This is a genomic window from Pedobacter sp. B4419 (assembly GCF_059693725.1).
The window spans coordinates 2309680-2327079 of record NZ_JCASSL010000002.1 but is presented as its reverse complement, the minus strand read 5'-3'; the positions used below and the strand labels follow the sequence as shown (position 1 = coordinate 2327079).

The window sequence follows — 17400 nt, the reverse complement described above, 5'->3', positions numbered from 1 at the left end:
GTTGTCTTTTTTTGTTTATGCTAATCCAAAATTCATGAAAAAACTGTTTTTCCTTTTCGTTGCCCTACTTTTCATCAATCAGGCCAATGCCCAGCACTATAATCTTTTAATAGGCACTTATACCAACAAAGGCAATAGCGAAGGTATTTATGTTTACGATTTCAATACCTTAACTGGGGCAAGCCAATTAAAGTCTGTAGCCAAGAATGTGGTTAATCCGAGTTATTTGGCGGTAAGCAAAGACAAGAAATTTGTATACAGTGTAAACGAAGACGGCAAAAACAGTGGCATAAGTTCGTTTCGGTTCAATAGCACGAGTGGTAATCTGACTTTCATCAACAAAAAAGCATCTGAAGGCGCTGATCCATGCTACATCAGTGTAGACGATAAAAATGTAATCCTAGCCAATTATAGCGGCGGTACCATTAGTGTTTTTGGACGCAATGCCGATGGCTCCTTAACCGATGCCAAACAGGTGATCCAGCATACAGGAAAAAGCATCGATCCTAAAAAAAGACAGGAAAGCGCCCATGTACATATGGTACAGTTTACACCTGATAAAAAATACCTGATTGCCAATGATTTGGGCGAAGACCGGATCTACATCTACAATTACAACCCGAACAGCAGCAATAAAGTTCTTAGTATCAAAACCGTAATCAGGACCAACGCGGGAACCGGGCCAAGGCATTTGACTTTTAGTCCAAATGGCCGTTTTGCCTATTTGGCACATGAATTTAATGGTAGCATTACTGGCTTTGTATATGCCAATGGCTCATTAAAGAAAATACAGGAAATTGCTACGGCTGGCAAGGATTTTACGGGTAAAATTGATGGTGCAGACATCCATGTTTCTGCCGATGGCAAATTTCTTTATGAAAGCAACCGAGGCGATGCCAACAACATTAACGTATTCGCCATTTTGCCTACCGGGATATTGAAATTTGTAGAAAGCGTAAGCAGCTTGGGTAAAGGTCCACGTAATTTCAGCATCGATCCTTCTGGCAAGTTCTTGTTGGTAGCGCATCAATACACCAATGATGTAGTGATTTTCAACCGCGACAGGAGCACCGGTAAATTAAGCGATAGCGGCAAAAGAATTAATGTAGGCGTACCGGTTTGTTTGGTATTTAGCAAACCATAAAATTTACCTATTTTCGCATCCCTAATTAGCCTCTCAAATGAAAAAACTCTATTTTATCCTCATTGCGGGTATTTTATTAATTTCTTCTTGCCAGAAAGACATTGCTTTTCCCGAAGGAGCTGGACCAGGCTCAGGCAAAAGCCCTAGCTCGGGATCAGGCGCCAACAATGCGTTGGCCGGAAAAAGCTGGAAATTGAGTGCATCTGTTTCTACGATAGAAGACAATGACTTTAGCATGGAGATCGATCTTTTCGCCCTACTACCCACTTGCAGTTTAGACGATGTGATTACCTATAATGCGGATGGAACGTGTACACAAAACCAGGGTGCTTCCAAATGTGACCAATCAGCCCCACAAAGCCAAACAGGTGGCAAATGGGTGCTATCAGCCGATAAGAAAAACATAGAGCTTACTTTCCCTCCCTATATGGGCATGAGCTCGTTGAAAGCCGAAGTGCTCCAACTGGATGAACAGACTTACAAAATAAGCTATGTTACTTATATCAACGGACCGAAATCGACCACTGTAACTACTTACACAAGAGTAAAATAATCCTTATCCGTTTATTAAAGATTGTTCCAATACTTCGTTATAGAAATCAATATACATTGGCAATATCTTTTTAAGGTCGAAATCCTTAGCTCTAGTCAATGCATTTTCTTTGAAATAGCTCAGCACATCTTCGTTGCTCAAAATGGTAATGGCTTTATTGGCCATGTCATCTATATCGCCAACATCGCACATGTAGCCACAAAAATCGTCTACATTGAGCTCTGGCAAGCCACCTGCATTCGAGGTGATTACCGGAACTTTGCAGGCCATGGCTTCCAAGGCTGCCAAACCAAAGCTTTCTGATTCAGAAGGCATAATGAAAAGATCTGAAACCGAAAGGATTTCTTCAACAGCGTCTTGCTTGCCCAAAAATCTTACGTTTTCACATATATTCAGTTCCCTGCACAGCTGCTCATTGGCTGTACGCTCTGGTCCATCGCCTACCATTAACAGTTTAGAGGGGATGCGTTCTTGTACCTTTTGGAACATCTTAATTACATCTTCTGTACGCTTTACCTTTCTAAAGTTGGAAGTGTGGATCAAGATGCGTTCGTTATTGGGCGCGATAGCCTTTTTAAAATGGTCTTTAGGTTTAAGGCTAAAGCGGGTAAAATCTATAAAGTTTGGAATAACCTTAATATCCTTTTTGATGTCGAAGTGTTTATAGGTGTCTTCCTTCAAATCTTGCGATACCGTTGTTACCCCATCGCTTTGGTTAATGGAGAAAGTAACCACGGGTTTGTAGGTGGCATCTTTGCCCACCAAAGTAATATCTGTACCGTGCAAGGTAGTTACAAATGGGATATTGATACCATAAGTAGCCAAAATCTGCTTGGCCATAAAGGCAGCCGAGGCATGCGGAATGGCATAATGCACATGCAACAAGTCTAATTGCTCAAACCGAACCACATCTACCAGTTTACTGGCCAAAGCCGATTCATAAGGTGCATAGTCAAATAAAGGATAATCCCTTACAGAAACCTCATGGTAGAATAAATTGGCCGAGAAAAAATCAAGACGCGCCGGCTGGCTATAGGTGATAAAATGAACCTGATGGCCTTCATTAGCCAGTGCTTTGCCTAATTCTGTAGCTACTACACCGCTGCCGCCAAAGGTAGGATAACAAACAATTCCTATTTTCATTTATATATTGCTAATTGAGATGATTAATTTAACCAAATCCGATTAAATTAACGAAAGCAAATTAACCTATATCTTATGTATTATTTGTTATCTATTGGTAATAAAATGGAGAGGTAGAGATGGAAAAGGTAAAAGGGGAAATGGAAGATGTGGGATCGTTACACTTGCGAAGTTTTTAAACAGCATAGCCCTCAACTTTACCATTGAAAACAAGATAATTAAAAGTTAAACTTCGCAAGTGCTTGATTTTATTAATAACGAACCTCGAACTTACCATTTTTGATGACTACAAAATCGTCTGGATTTTTTTCATTGTATAACGTACCGTTTAATGTACCCCCCACAATTGGCACCCCGCTGCCGCTTACAAATTCGTATTTGCTAATTTCTACCTCAAATGGCTTCTTGTTTACATTTGGCACATATAGCACCACATCATTTTCGCCATTGCCGAACCTTTTGAACATTACAATATAAGTACCAAAGCTTTCATAATAAGGGGTCTGCCCGGTAATTTGAAAAACATTTCTCTTGATGTCGAAGATTTGGAATCGCAATTTCGGCGCTGTAAAATCTGTCGTCTTTTCTTTAGGTAGCTTTACATCAACCGTGTACATATCTGTAATAACTCCTTTCCCATTTCCTACGCCGGTCCATTGGCCATGAAAGTCATAACGATTTTTGTCCATCGAATTCCTAATGGCCACCTGTTGGCTGCCAATCTGAGCATCGAAAAATTGGATGTACTCTTCTCTTTTGGGCTTTTCTGCAGCATCTTCTTTTTTGCAGGCCGTAAATAGCAGTGCCAGTAGCACTGTTGACAATAGCAGTGAATTTTTCATGTTTCATTTTTTTGTGTGTATACCAAATATAAGGAATAGCCACCGACATTTAAAATGAGCATGGCGACTAGATGGAAGATGTAAAATGGAAGAGGGAAATTAGCTTTTCATTTCGGCCTGGATAACCAGGTACATTTCATTAGGCCTTTGGGTACCTATAAAATATTCGAGCCCGTCTCTATCGGTAAGCACGATGGCGTCTTTGCCAGAAGAATAGAACCTGATGCTGCCTTTTCTGTGCAGGTTATAAACCGGATTATTAAAAAAGTAATTGCTATAAGTAGCCTTGCGTACCTTTACAATGCTGTTCAGGTCTATTTTAACGCGTTTAGCCGTCCAAAGGCCATCAATAATCACGCTTTTGTTTTCGATACGGATTTTGTATTGGATCAAAAACAACAGGATAATGGAAACCCCAATAATGCCAAAGCCCACCACCAAAAAGAGATCAACGGTATTGTCTCGATCGCGTTCGTACACATAAGCGGCAAAACAGAAAGCAGCCATCACCAAACGAATGGCAATTCGGATATAATCGCGTCCGATGTACTGTTTTTCGATATAAGCGTGCTTGTGGTCCATCATTGATTTAACAGTTCGAATATAGCAACTTTTTTCGTTGTTGCGTTTACTTTATATCTATTGTCTTGGCGCCAGCCGGCCACCCAAATAATTTCGCCATTGCCGTTTACCAGCAGCGGTATTTTTTCTTTTTGGGGCAGTGGAACCTTGCTGTCGATCAGAAAATCGCTCAGCTTTTTAAAATTCTCCATTCCCAACGGCATAAACTTGTCGCCATCTTGCCTAAAACGCAAAATAAGCGGAAAAATAAGTTGCGCCACATCTACACAGGCTTTATTCGGGCTGGCTTCGTAAACATTAGAATCCACATAAGTGAGGGCAATTTCCTGTTCGCCAATCCAAATGTTTTTATCTTGTGGATGGACTAAGCAATGTCCCTCGTTTTTGTTTTCCAGAGGCGAGATGATCAGCTCTTCCCGATCAATGGTAACCCGATGGCTTGCACTATAAAAGGAAGTACCGCTTTGCTTATCTAGCGATTCTAAAATTTCTTCCACTACAGTCGCACGAAACTGAAAAGGCTTTAACAGTTCGAAAAACAGGAGTTTTTGGGGCACCAGCACCTTGATCTTTTCTATGGAGATATAGCAATCGCCCTTATCTTCTCGCATTATAGCAGTGCGGATTTGCGTCACCACTAACTGCACCAACTCCTCGGTTTCGGCAAAACGTGCCATATTTTGGGCAAAGGTCTGCTCCAAATTTGGGTTAAGCTCCTGCAATTGCGGAATAACAGACAAGCGGATACGGTTCCGTGCATATTTGCTGTTTTCGTTAGAGCTGTCTTCGATATAACTGATGTTATGCTCTTCAACCAAGGCATCTATTTCTTGTCGCGTTAAAAACAGCAGGGGCCTGATTAATCTGCCACGTTTAGGCAAAATACCATGCATACCGCTTATTCCCGTCCCTCTGGTTAAATTGAGCAACAAAGTTTCTATCGAATCATTTTGGTGATGCGCCAAGGCGATATAGTCATAGCCAATTTGTTGCCTTAGCTTTTCAAACCATTCATAGCGCAGTTCCCTGGCTGCCATTTGAATAGAAAGCTGATGGGTTGCTGCATATTCGGCTGTATTGAATTGCACCACATCAAAAGGCACTTCCAAATCTGCGGCCAATAGTTTTACAAAGGCTTCGTCTCTTTGCGATTCGTCGCCCCGCAAATTAAAATTGCAATGGGCAATACTAAATTGAAATCCAGCGAGTTTAAATAGCTGTGCCATCAATACCGAATCCCTGCCCCCACTTACAGCCAACAGGATTTTATCCTCAGGCTCAAAAAGGGCATTTTTTTTGATGTAGGCTATAAACTGCGGTAAGGGCAACATGGTTTCAAAATTATCTATTTTATGACGATTGTTCTCAACATACGCTAAAAAACTATAGGAATAACCCAATAGGTTAAAACGATTATTTTAAACAGCTGAAATTACTAAGCAAAAACTTAACTTTGTAACGTGCAAAAATTACGCTTTTTCTTTCTTCTATTAGTGCTTTTGCCTAGTTTGCTGTTTGCGCAACAACGTACCAAAATCATATTGCAAGCTTCGAGCCAAGCCAAAGTAGATACCAAGACTAACATCACTTATGTTAAAAACCCTGTTTTTAGACAGGACAATGCTATTTTAACTTGTGATAGCGCTGTTTTTTATACAGAACGCAATTTCTTTGAAGCCTATAAAAATGTGCACATCAACCAAAGCGATACGGTAAACATCTTTTCCGATTTTTTGGATTATGATGGCAATGCCAAACTGGCCCACCTCAACAGCAATGTAATCTTAAAAGATCCTACCTCAACGTTGACCACCAATGTGCTCGATTACGACATGAACACCAGAATTGGCACTTACGTAGATGGAGGCAAGATTGTAAATAAGGATGTAACCCTAACCAGTAAAAGAGGCTATTATTTTGCCAATACCAAAGATGCCTACTTTAAGTTTAATGTGGTTGCCGTAACGCCACAAACTGTAATCAAATCGGATACTCTGCGCTACAACACCCTCAGCAATTGGACCTATTTTTATGGTCCTACCAATATCAAGGGCAAAGACGACAACTTATATACTGAAAATGGCTTTTACAATACCAAAACAGAGAACGCTTCTTTTGACAGGAACAACCTTTATACCAACGGCTCCCGTTCTTTAAAGGGCGATAGTTTATATTATTATGGCAAAAAAGGCTATGCCAAGGCTGTTAGGAACATCGTTTATATAGATACATCTGACAAAATGTTGATGCGCGGGCAATTGGGCGAGTATTACAAAACCGAGGAACGAATACTGGTGACCAAAAATGCCTATGTTGGTATGTCTAGCGACGATTCTGTAACTGTGGGCAATAAAAAAATGCCTGATACACTTTGGCTAGGTGCCGATAGTTTAGAGTCGCAAAAATCATTTGTAAAGGATTTAAAGCTACTCAACAAACCTGTGATCGAAAAAGACAATGAAGTTGGAGCTGAAGATGAAAAGGCCAAAGAAGAAAAAGAGAAGGAAAAAGCCGAGGCCAAGAAAGCACTAGCCGAAACCAAAAATCAAAAAAAGACCATTACATCTGCACCCAGCACTAAAAAATTAAGTCGAAAAGAAAGAAAGGAAGCTGAGCAAAAGGCCAAGGATTTAAAAAACACGAGTCCGCCAACCCTGCAAGTTGACAGTGCCCTGCTCATTAAAAACAAGCTCCGGCTCGATAGTATTAAGCAGGATAGTGTATTGAAGGTTCAAAAACAGTTGGCTATAACCAAAACAAAAGATAGCTTAAAAACCGCTCAAAAAACCGCAGACAGCCTTAAAAAACTGATCGTTCCGGGTAAAAAAACTGGCGCAATCGATCCTAAAGCCAAATTAGCGCAAGCTAAAACCGTTACTGCCAACAAGGCAAGCAAAGACAGCGTTAAGGTTTTTAATCCTGCCGATACGGTTACCACGAGGGTAATCAAGGCCTATCACAATGTGAGGGTATACAAATCAAATATGCAGGCCGTGGCCGATTCGTTGTTTTACAGTTCTGCCGATTCGGTATTGCGCTGGTATAAAAACCCTATTTTATGGTCTGATGGCTCGCAACAAACCGGAGATACCATTAACGTATTCTTCAAAAACAAAAAAACGCATAGTTTTCAGGTATTGCAAAATGCTTTTATCGTAAACTTGGAAACCGATACCACTAAATTTAACCAGGTAAAAGGCAAAAAGATTACCGGTTTTTTTAATGAAGGCGAACTACGCGACATGATTGTAGATGGCAACGCCGAAAGCATGTATTACAACAAAGACAAAAACGGCAGTTACGATACGATGAACCAAACGGTAAGCGGAAGGATCAGGTTCAAGTTTGCCGATAAAGAATTGTCTGAGGTAACCATCATCAAGAAAAACGAGGGCACGATGTTCCCTATCGATAAAATGCCAAAAGAGCCATTGCTAACTGGGTTTATTTGGAAGCCAGAGTTGAGGCCACGCAATAAAGCTGATGTAATTAAAGGCAGGCCAAAACCAAAAGTTACCACTCCTCCTAAAGGTAGTGCAAACGATAAATCTAAAACAACCGAAAAAACTACCGGTGACGATCCCACTGGAGTGAAGCCTATTTTTCCGGCCAAAAAACCGACTACAACTTTGCCAAAAGAGGCCGAACAAAAGCCTGCAACCAATGGTAAGCCGATAGGAGTTGTGCCTACAAAAGCAGATACCAGCAAAACTATATTGCCCAAAAAGGTTAATTAGTTCTCATTTAACTGCTCAGAAAGTAAGGATATTGCAGAGCATGCCGAGGCTGTTTGTTTTAACAATCCATTTCTTAATTCTAAAGAGATTGTCATTCCGAGGCACGAGGAATCTATTTAGACAATTTCTTACAAATCCTTCGCTTTGCGCTGGATGACAAACATCCGCTTTTTAAACCTCTTCTTTCAAAAAAGCAATCAATTGTTGCATGGCCAATGCGCGGTGGCTGATTTTGTTTTTTAAGGCCAAATCCATTTCGGCGAAGGTAATGTCGTAGCCTTCAGGCTCGAAGATGGGGTCATAGCCAAATCCATTGGTTCCGGCAGGTTCTTGTCGGATGTTGCCATTAATTACGCCTTCAAACAGGTGGTTTTGTCCGTTTTGCATGAGCGAGATGACCGTCTTGAAACGGGCTTTGCGATTGGCGATTCCCTGCATCTTTTCTAGCAATAAATCGAGATTTACCTTGTCGTTTTTAACACCGCTGTAACGCGCCGAATAAATTCCAGGTTCATTGTTCAACGCTTCCACTTCTAGGCCGCTATCATCGGCAAAACAGTCAATGGCATAATTTTCTACTACATAGCCGCTTTTTAGCGTTGCATTCTCGACAAATGTATCTCCTGTTTCAGGAATATCTACATCGCAGCCAATATCGGTAAGGTTGAGCACCTCATAAGTAGGTGCAAGTATTTCGCGTACTTCTAGGGTTTTGTGCGCATTATTGGTCGCAAAAACTAGCTTTTTCATTCGTATCAATTTGTTTTTTTCGTCCAGTTTCTATTGTTTTTTTACGGCGCTCAAGAACTCGCCAAGGCTCGGTTCAATAGTGATGTTTCTCCAATGGAACTGGTCAAATCACGATAGTTTGGTCATCTTTTTAATTGTTGAAGACTGCCCCAAAGCACTTTTTTGCTCATCTGGTCGCTATCTAAATCGTGCAGGTTATTGGTGAATACAAATTGTATCTCCCCTAGCATTGCCAATTGATGTAGCGGTTGCTCTGCCAGCTCCAGTTCTTTTGCAGTAACACCAAAAGAAAGCACCAATCTGCAGTTAAAAAAAATTTTCAGGTCGTTAAACTTGGCCTGCTTGTAATTTGCATAATTAAGCAAGGCAAAATCATTGGCGGTAAGTTCAATGGCTTTTACGAGTTTACGCAACAGCTCGCGGCCCTGTTCTGTACTTACATCGTTGGCATGATCATTCACCAAAATGAGGATCTGTTTTTGGTTTTTGCCGAGGTATTTAAAATCGAAATTGGTTTTCGCCTCTGGCTGGGGAATGCTTACCGGAATAACAACCGTATTTTTTTCTTCGGTGGCAACAAGATCGACTTTAGGCAAAGCGGGAGCAACAACAGGCACTTCTTTTTCGCCTACAACTATAAGTGGTTCAACAGGAGCCGGTTGCGAGCTACCTTTCACCAAATAAACGTCTTCCGTAAAAAATAAACGTAAGGCTTCTGCGTTATTGGTTAGTTGGTTCACCATCTTCTCTTTTCTATCGAAATTATTTTCTGTTAAAATTAGTTAAATATCTTATTATAGCGCCTTAAATTATTACTTTTATCCATTAAAATTTATAGCTGTTGTCTTTTGTGAGAAAAGTCTGTTGCATTTTTATTTTATGTTCTTTGGTCCATGTTGCTTTTGCACAAAATGTTGCGTCGGTTAACGGCAAATCCATTAGCAGCAAAGAATTTATGTGGGTCTATAAAAAAAATCATGCAGGATTGGCCAATGCTTCCTATCAAGAGCTCGCATCCTATCTCGATCTATACATTAACTTTAAATTAAAGGTAATGGATGCAAAAGCGATGGGTTTAGATGCCGACACTGCCTATAAAAAAGAAATTAATGGCTACGAAGATGCACTAAAGGCACAAAAGAAAGCTTCGCCCAAAAACATAGAGTACAACTTCATCATGAACGAGTACAGGGAAGGCGTACTGATGTTCAATGTTTCCGAGAAAAAGATCTGGAGCAAAGTGCAGGACAACGAAACGCTGATCCATAATTTCTATGATAAAAACGCTGGCAATTATGCCGGCAAAAGTTTTGAAGACGTTCGTGGACAGGTGATTGCCGATTATCAGCAAAGCTTGGAAGACCAATGGATCAAAACCTTAAGAGCTAAATATACCGTAAAGGTAAACGACGATGAACTCAAGAAGCTGGCCAAGCCCTAAAAGCGATGTTAGCCGAATAATATTAACTTTGCAACAGAAAATACAATTGAATAACCCCATAATGAAGAGATTTTTAATAATCGCAGGCCTATTAACTTGCCTGTTTATCAATGTACAAGCCCAAAAAACAACCATAGATAAAGTTGTTGCGGTAGTAGGAAGCAATGTCATCCTACTTTCTGACCTCAATCAACAATATGCTATTTTCCTTAATCAGGGCAACCCGCCTGATACCAAGGTAAAATGTTACTTTTTGCAACAAATGCTGATCCAAAAGCTGTTAAAACAACAAGCTGAAATCGATTCGATTATGGTTGAAGACAGCCAAGTTGACGACGCCTTGGATAAACGTATGCGTTACCAAATTCAACGTATGGGTGGTCAAGAGCGTTTAGAGCAATTCTTGCAAAAATCGGTACTGCAATATAAAGACGAGATGAGACCTGAGGTAAAAGAGGGGCTGATTGCCGAAAAAATGCAGCAAAAAATCACAGAGAACACTACTGTAACTCCATTGGAAGTAAAAAAATACTTCGAAGCTTATAACAAAGACAGCTTGCCTGATATTGGCACAGAGGTGGAAGTTGGAGAAATTGCGCTTTATCCTAAGTTAACCAAAGCAGAAAAACAAAAATATTACGATAAACTCGATGCCATCAGGCTTCGTGTTAAAAGTGGAGAAGACTTCGGATTTCTGGCCAAAACCTATTCTGAAGATCCTGGATCGGCATCAGAAGGTGGAGACTACGGCTTTATCGACAGAAGCACCATGGTAAAAGAGTTTACCGCTTGGGCATTTAAGCTAAAAGCCGGCGAGATGTCGCCAGTATTTGAAACAGAGTATGGCTACCACATTGTTCAGGTAATCGAGCGCAGGGGTGAGCAGGCACACGTAAGGCATATATTAATTAAGCCACAAACTACGCCAGCCAGTTTAGAGCGTACCAAACTTAAAGCCGATAGTATTTATAAGGACATTACCGTAAAGAAACTTCCTTTCTCTACAGCAGCTTCTTTATACTCTGACAACAAAGAAACCCAATACAATGGTGGTATGATGCTTTATGCTGATAACCAAACCGCGAGAACCACCTTTATTCCAATCGAGAAAGTAGATCCAGCGGTATTTGTTGTGATCGATACCATGAAAGTTGGTGAAGTTTCTAAACCAGTTTCATTCAGCAGTACACAAGATGGCAAAGAAGGCTATAAATTGTTCTTCTTAAAATCTAAAACCCCACCACACAAAGGTAATTTAGACCAAGATTACCCTAAGTTCAAGGAAAGGGCACAGCAAGAAAAAAATGCCAAAGTAATGAGTGAGTGGTTTGAAAAACGCAAAGAAACTACCTATATTAGGATCGACGACGAGTTTAACACTTGCGACGAGATGAAACTTTGGGTTAATAAAGACAAGAAACAATAGATGCAATTTAATAACGAGGTCGAAGCGGTAGATGCCCTGCACCAATCTTTCAAAAACATTAAGGCCGAAATAGGCAAAGTTGTTATTGGCCAGGATGAAATCGTAAAATCTGTACTGATCGCTATATTCAGCAATGGACACTGCCTTTTGGTAGGCGTACCCGGACTAGCAAAAACCTTATTGGTACAGACTGTTGCGAACGTTTTAGACCTCGATTTTAACCGAATCCAGTTTACGCCAGATTTAATGCCCAGCGATATCATCGGGGCAGAAATTTTAGGCGAAGACCGTCACTTTAAATTCATCAAAGGCCCTATATTTTCTAATATCATTTTGGCCGATGAGATTAACCGTACCCCGCCAAAAACACAGGCCGCTTTATTAGAGGCCATGCAGGAAAAAGCGGTTACGGCAGCTGGCCATACCCATGTTTTGCCACAGCCATTCTTTGTATTAGCTACGCAAAACCCAATTGAACAAGAAGGAACCTATCCCCTGCCTGAGGCACAGTTAGACCGTTTCATGTTCAATATCCAACTCAATTACCCTTCATTTGCGGATGAGTTGACTATTGTAAAAAATACCACCAGCAATAGAGAAGTTAAGCTTGACAAAATTGTTACTGCAAGCGAAATCCAGTATTTCCAAAAACTGATCAGGAATATCCCTGTTACCGATAATGTATTGGAATATGCAGTAAAGCTGGTGGCTAAAACCCGTCCGAATACGGAGTTTGCTTCTACAGCCATTAACAATTATATTTCCTGGGGCGCTGGTCCTAGGGCATCACAATTCTTGGTGTTAGGCGCCAAATGCCATGCGGCTATTTCTGGTAAATATGCCCCGGATATTGAAGATGTACAAGCAGTTGCCGAACCAATTTTGCGCCACCGTATTGTACGTAATTACCGCGCAGAAGCTGAAGGTCTGTCTATTGAGCAGATCATTAAAGATTTGTTTTAATCAAATAGCTAGATGCCTTGGTTCGTGTCGACACGAACCAAGGGACAATGCATATTCTAAAATTCCTCTCTCAGATCTTTGAGAAATTCAAATTCCCCTATATCCTCTTCATCTCCTTCATAAAATTTTGCTGAGGAATATTTATAGTCGCAAGGATGGGTAGCAAGTTGCCAACGTTCTGTTAAAGGATTATTATGGATATAATCCAATTTTTGATAGGCTACGGATCTGCTGTAAAGTTCTATAGCCAAGGAATCCCTTTTCCAAAACTCATATTGTTTATTTACCAAATTAACTTTGAATTTTAATAGCTCAATAGGTGATAGAAGTTTTTTGAATTCATGAGCGGTATATTTTAAGAAGGAGGAATGTGAGGATTCTTTGCCATTTACCTCATTTATACGCCAGATTAAATGGATGTGATTTGGCATAATTACAAACGCAAATACATCCAGCTTGTCCTTGGCGCTTAGATAGGCTAGAGAGTTAATCACAATGTCTTTAAAATCATTCGTATGGAGAAGCCTTTGCCACTTATTAATAGTCGCAGTCCAAAAGTATATCTTGCCAATTTCAGGTATAATTCGCCCTGGTTCGTGTCGACACGAACCAGGGCTCCGGATTTTGCGTCGCCGTATTGTGAGTAATTACCGCGCAGAAGCTGAAGGCTTGTCTATTGAGCAGATCATTAAAGATTTGTTTTAATCAAATAGCTTTCTAAATTTGAGCCATGGCGCTCAAAAATAGATATCTCTTTCTTACTTTGGCTTTGCTTGCAATTGTTGCGATGAGTTACTTCTATCTATTTCCACGAACTCCTTTTCAAAAACTTGTAGCCAAATGCAAAACTTGCGAGGAGAGCAAGCAATTAGCACAAACAGATTTCAAAAAAGGAAATTATCAATATGTCGAGTGGGGATTAATGGATAGCAACCATCGCACCATTGATAGTATCCTCGTAGCTGATTACCGAATTAAACCTTTGCATGGTGGCTGTGTTCCATTTTCGGAGCTAAGATGTTATGAGCAAACTATGTATGAATTGTTGCTCAAAAAATATGGCTTTTTTCCGAAAGAGGTTTATAAAAAGTTTAAAGAAATTGAAAATGAAATCGATTAAATTTACTGAGCACATCTTGATCAATAAACCGCAAGCCGAGATTTTCGATTATACACAAAACTATAACAACCGTCTAAATTGGGATACCTTTTTAACAAAGGCAGTACTCATTGAAGGAGCGACCGAAGCTGCAACCGGCGTAAAGGCATATTGCGTAGCCAAAAATGGCTTAGGCATGATCACCGAATATGTAAGCTTCAATAAACCAAAGGCAACAGCCATTAAAATGACGAAAGGGCCTTTAATGTTCAGTTCTTTTTTAGGCTCTTGGACTTTCAAATTGGTAACTGAAGAACAAACCGAAGTTATTTTCCTGTATTCGTTTGGTTTGCGATTTCCTTTTAATCTTTTCAAACAGGCTATCAAACGTAATTTGCAAACCAATGTAAAGCAAAGGCTTTTGGATTTAAAAACTTGTATGGAGCAAGAATAAAACAATGAAAAGATTTCTTCCAATTATTGGCTTATTATTACTGTTTGGATGCAATCAGCCAAAAAGAAACACAAACGAAAAGCTAACAAATACAATTGAAATTGGCACCTATTCTTTCGACTTCCCACCTAATTTTAAATTGGTAAAAGAACAAGGAATTGATTCGTATGTAGGTCGTGTAGAAGGTGATAGCATGAGCTTTTCGTTCGATTTTGGAGCTTATTCAAATAAATTAGCTGAAAGTCCTGAACAGTATCTTGAAACAGGGTTTTGGAAAAGTGATCTTTCTTTTCGATTTATGAAAAGCGGTGTATCGTATGACAATAACAATGAACCTAAGGTTGATGTGCTTGCTATCAGGCCCGCGACTTTACAGGATAGTGTGATTGGCAAAGGCTGTGATTATATAGCTCATTGTCAACATAAGCAAGTTATTTTTGATGCCCCCATCTATTTCCCTACCGAAACCAAAGCACATCATTTTAAAATCGACACTGTAAATGGTATTTATAAAAAAATAGTATATGCCAAAGATCCTCAAAAAGGAACCACAGGCATTTATATCACCAAACTCAATAATAGAATTGCTTTGAATTTGGTAGCAATCAATTTGACCAAAGCGCAACAAGAAATAGCTTTAAAGATTTTTAAAACAGTTAAACCTCTAGAAAATTAATCACAATGTTCCCTATCGATCGAGAATTCACAATGGTTTATATTTTACACTTGATCACTATTGTTATTTTATTTTTAGGCTTAAAGTTTTCAAAGAAACAAAAGTACTTTATCGTTAATCTGATCATTTACTTTGCATATGCTGTATTTCTAGCCTTTATTTTTGCTGATGAGGAAAACTTCAAGTATGGGGGTTCTTTAGTTGTGCTGGGGTATAGCGCGCTATTTCCTGCTTTTCATTTATTAGCGCTATTGTTAATCTATTTATTCTGGAACATCTACTTGTCTTTTAAAGAAAGAACCTAATGCCCTGGTTCGTGTCGACACGAACCAGGGGAATCGATATCATCTCATTAGGTTTTCTCCTTTATTTTTATCTACCTTTGTAAAAAACAAAAGCATGTTCCGCATCCAACATATCCAACATCGAATTGGCTCGTCTAGTGAGCCAAAGGGCTGGGCCATGTCTATTTGTTTCTTTTCGGGATACTAGTTCGCCCCCATCCGGCCCCAAGCCAACCATTTTTAATTTAACAGTACAATCTATTTAAAAGGCTTTGGCCTTAACCAATTTTAATATCCTCATGGAATTTTTATATACTATGGACGAGAAATATCTCCAAGCCATAGAAGAACTCTACTACGGCGAATTGCCAAAGGCGATGCATTTATTTAATGAAATCGTAAATGCAGATCCTGAATATGCAAGGGCCTATTACCAGCTGGGAAGCTGCTATTATTATCAATTTAAGAACTATCAGACGGCTGGCTATTATTACAAGAAGTGTATCGAGCTTGAACCTGCTTTTCCGGATGTGTATGAGCACTACCTTAAATTGTTAATGGTGCTGAAGATGCATAAATCTATAGCACAGCTTGCCCAACAGGCTTTGGCTATTCCTGGCGTGCGCCAAGACCATATCTATAAAAGCTTAGGGCTTTATGCCGAAGAACAGCAAGAATATGGACAGGCCAAAGCACATTTTCAGAAAGCGGCACTCATTGCACCAACGACAGAAGCACACAGCGAACTGAAAGAGCACATCGCGCGAATTATCGACAAGCAAAAAGCCAAACAGCAAATGGTTTACGCTTACCAAGGGTAATTGATCTAATCAATTACCCTTTTATTCATTATCAGCGTTTTGCTTTGGTACAAGATTTGATCAATTGAGTACACCAAACAACAACCTATGTTCTCCATTGTAAAAACAATCAAGCCACATACTATTTTTTTAGAACAGCAGTTGAACCAAACCGCTTTGATTCAAAGAGTAGGTATGGCGGCCTGTATAGCTAGATTTTTTCTAAAGCTTCCGGCTGTAAAGCCTTCTTTTGCCAAATATTTAAACATCGAAATTAATGATGAGCAATTAATAAAGGACATCCTAAGCCAGGATACTACTTTCTATCGCGAAGCATTCAAGCGCTATGATGAGGAAACGGATCCCTATGCCGATGATTTTGTAGAACTGGACAGTTTTGAAATCCTCATGCTCGAAGGCATAGATTCTTGCACCAATCACATGGATCAACCTGCCCATTTGGTTCAGGTTTTTGTTAATATCATCGATACCATCGACTACTATGAACAGTTTTCCGACGATCCGGATTACTGGAACAATATTTTGGAGGAGGAAATCGAGTTTCAGCAAACAATTGTAGAGCGCCTAACCAAGGGCGAACACATCGAACTGAATACCTATAGCAACAGGTACGAAAATGTAGATTTCCATGAACTTTAAATTAAAAAGATGCCGTTTGGAAATGTAAAATCGGTTAAAGAATTAACGCTCATCCATACTAATGGTAAACTGGAACAAAGTGGCTATGATATCAATCATTATGACGATCATGGCCTGGTTTATTTATGGGAACGCTTTGATGAACGGGGCAAGCTTTTAAAAACACAGACTAAAAAATACAACGATCAACAGGTTCTCATTGAAGAGGTGTTAAAAGATGCCGATGGCAGTTATTTTAGCAAGAATTCCTATAACGATAATGGGAATCTTATTGAAAGCATTATCGATTACGGCAAAGGCACTGTTACTAAGGAAATCTTTAGCGACGAAGGCGAACTGTTGCAAAGCTTTGAAAATGAAATGCCTATAGCGATAGAAGAGGAAGATTACATTGATCCCTATAACGAGCAATGGGAACGTAAAGAAACTGTTGACGAATTGGGTAGGCGCGTAGAAATTGAGCATTATTATTCATTCAACAAGCTGTATGGCATTACTAAAAGTACATTTGATGAACATGGCAACATCGTTCAATGCCAAGTTTTTGCAAACGAAACAGCCTTTGCCCAAAACCAGCCTAGAAAAAACACAAGTTATAACTACGATAATTTTGGCAACCTAGTCAAAGAAACAAGAGAAGAGCACGATGAAAATTACGGAGATGATCTTACTATCTTCTTCTACGTTTATCAGTATGATCATTTGAACAACTGGATAGAGAAAAAGGAACTGATGAACAACAAGATCACGGATTATAAAGACAAACTGAAATTCATCAGACAAAGAGAATTCATTTACAACGAGTAAGTGCTGTGTTAAAGTCACCAAATTTTTGGCTGCAGAAAA

General features: G+C 39.7%; 19 protein-coding genes. 12 read left to right on the top strand and 7 right to left on the bottom strand.

Going from position 1 to position 17400, the window contains the following annotated elements:
• Positions 1–34 precede the first annotated feature (34 nt).
• Both AC570H_RS21565 and AC570H_RS21560 read left to right on the top strand, forming a co-directional pair.
• Positions 35–1144 carry a lactonase family protein gene (locus AC570H_RS21565; RefSeq protein WP_497358840.1) on the top strand — a complete coding sequence of 370 codons (1110 nt, stop codon included), beginning with the start codon at positions 35–37 and terminating at the stop codon, positions 1142–1144.
• 37 nt (positions 1145–1181) lie between these two features.
• Positions 1182–1697 carry a hypothetical protein gene (locus AC570H_RS21560; protein WP_497358838.1) on the top strand — a complete coding sequence of 172 codons (516 nt, stop codon included), beginning with the start codon at positions 1182–1184 and terminating at the stop codon, positions 1695–1697.
• Between the two features lie 3 nt (positions 1698–1700).
• Here AC570H_RS21560 and bshA read toward each other — a convergent pair whose 3' ends face one another.
• The 4 genes from bshA to tilS form a co-directional block, all read right to left on the bottom strand.
• Positions 1701–2840, bottom strand: a complete 1140-nt coding sequence (bshA, locus tag AC570H_RS21555; RefSeq protein ID WP_497358836.1) for an N-acetyl-alpha-D-glucosaminyl L-malate synthase BshA — start codon at positions 2838–2840, stop codon at positions 1701–1703.
• 251 nt (positions 2841–3091) lie between these two features.
• On the bottom strand, positions 3092–3682 hold the full coding sequence (locus AC570H_RS21550; protein ID WP_497358834.1) for a DUF5025 domain-containing protein: 591 nt from the start codon (positions 3680–3682) through the stop codon (positions 3092–3094).
• A 99-nt stretch (positions 3683–3781) separates the two neighbouring features.
• Positions 3782–4264 carry a hypothetical protein gene (locus tag AC570H_RS21545; RefSeq protein ID WP_497359190.1) on the bottom strand — a complete coding sequence of 161 codons (483 nt, stop codon included), beginning with the start codon at positions 4262–4264 and terminating at the stop codon, positions 3782–3784.
• Positions 4264–5595 carry a tRNA lysidine(34) synthetase TilS gene (gene tilS / locus AC570H_RS21540; RefSeq protein WP_497358832.1) on the bottom strand — a complete coding sequence of 444 codons (1332 nt, stop codon included), beginning with the start codon at positions 5593–5595 and terminating at the stop codon, positions 4264–4266. Before tilS ends, AC570H_RS21545 begins: the two co-directional genes overlap by 1 nt.
• Positions 5596–5724: 129 nt before the next feature.
• Here tilS and AC570H_RS21535 point away from each other — a divergent pair, with 129 nt between their 5' ends.
• Positions 5725–8001 carry an OstA-like protein gene (locus tag AC570H_RS21535; protein WP_497358830.1) on the top strand — a complete coding sequence of 759 codons (2277 nt, stop codon included), beginning with the start codon at positions 5725–5727 and terminating at the stop codon, positions 7999–8001.
• Between the two features lie 171 nt (positions 8002–8172).
• On the opposite strand, the gene rdgB is transcribed toward AC570H_RS21535, so the two are convergent.
• Together rdgB and AC570H_RS21525 are read right to left on the bottom strand one after the other, a co-directional pair.
• Complete coding sequence (gene rdgB, locus AC570H_RS21530; protein WP_497358828.1) at positions 8173–8751, bottom strand: RdgB/HAM1 family non-canonical purine NTP pyrophosphatase; 579 nt, start codon at positions 8749–8751, stop codon at positions 8173–8175.
• A gap of 122 nt (positions 8752–8873) precedes the next feature.
• Positions 8874–9494, bottom strand: coding sequence for a hypothetical protein (locus AC570H_RS21525; RefSeq protein ID WP_497358826.1), 621 nt, complete (start codon positions 9492–9494; stop codon positions 8874–8876).
• Positions 9495–9706: 212 nt separating this feature from the next.
• Here AC570H_RS21525 and AC570H_RS21520 point away from each other — a divergent pair, with 212 nt between their 5' ends.
• The 3 genes from AC570H_RS21520 (at position 9707) to AC570H_RS21510 (ending at position 12581) form a co-directional block, all read left to right on the top strand.
• Positions 9707–10192, top strand: a complete 486-nt coding sequence (locus AC570H_RS21520; protein ID WP_497358824.1) for a hypothetical protein — start codon at positions 9707–9709, stop codon at positions 10190–10192.
• A 61-nt stretch (positions 10193–10253) separates the two neighbouring features.
• Entirely contained in the window at positions 10254–11618 is a 1365-nt protein-coding gene (locus AC570H_RS21515) for a peptidylprolyl isomerase (RefSeq protein WP_497358822.1), read from the top strand.
• The gene (locus tag AC570H_RS21510; protein WP_497358820.1) at positions 11619–12581 is read left to right on the top strand and encodes an AAA family ATPase; all 963 of its coding nucleotides are present in this window, start codon (positions 11619–11621) and stop codon (positions 12579–12581) included.
• Between the two features lie 56 nt (positions 12582–12637).
• On the opposite strand, the gene AC570H_RS21505 is transcribed toward AC570H_RS21510, so the two are convergent.
• Entirely contained in the window at positions 12638–13075 is a 438-nt protein-coding gene (locus AC570H_RS21505; protein WP_497358818.1) for a transposase, read from the bottom strand.
• Positions 13076–13311: 236 nt separating this feature from the next.
• Between AC570H_RS21505 and AC570H_RS21500 the strand changes: the two genes are divergently transcribed.
• The 6 genes from AC570H_RS21500 (at position 13312) to AC570H_RS21475 (ending at position 17361) form a co-directional block, all read left to right on the top strand.
• Positions 13312–13701 (top strand): hypothetical protein, encoded by a 390-nt coding sequence (locus AC570H_RS21500; RefSeq protein ID WP_497358816.1) that lies wholly within the window; start codon positions 13312–13314, stop codon positions 13699–13701.
• Positions 13688–14134 (top strand): type II toxin-antitoxin system RatA family toxin, encoded by a 447-nt coding sequence (locus AC570H_RS21495; RefSeq protein ID WP_497358814.1) that lies wholly within the window; start codon positions 13688–13690, stop codon positions 14132–14134. The genes AC570H_RS21500 and AC570H_RS21495 overlap by 14 nt, the downstream gene beginning before the upstream one ends.
• A 4-nt stretch (positions 14135–14138) precedes the next feature.
• A complete protein-coding gene (locus AC570H_RS21490) occupies positions 14139–14810 on the top strand; it encodes a hypothetical protein (protein WP_497358812.1) in 672 nt (223 codons plus the stop codon).
• Between the two features lie 583 nt (positions 14811–15393).
• Positions 15394–15915 carry a hypothetical protein gene (locus AC570H_RS21485; protein ID WP_497358810.1) on the top strand — a complete coding sequence of 174 codons (522 nt, stop codon included), beginning with the start codon at positions 15394–15396 and terminating at the stop codon, positions 15913–15915.
• Positions 15916–16002: 87 nt separating this feature from the next.
• Positions 16003–16554, top strand: coding sequence for a hypothetical protein (locus tag AC570H_RS21480; RefSeq protein WP_497358808.1), 552 nt, complete (start codon positions 16003–16005; stop codon positions 16552–16554).
• A 9-nt stretch (positions 16555–16563) separates the two neighbouring features.
• On the top strand, positions 16564–17361 hold the full coding sequence (locus tag AC570H_RS21475) for a hypothetical protein (protein WP_497358806.1): 798 nt from the start codon (positions 16564–16566) through the stop codon (positions 17359–17361).
• Positions 17362–17400 lie beyond the last annotated feature (39 nt).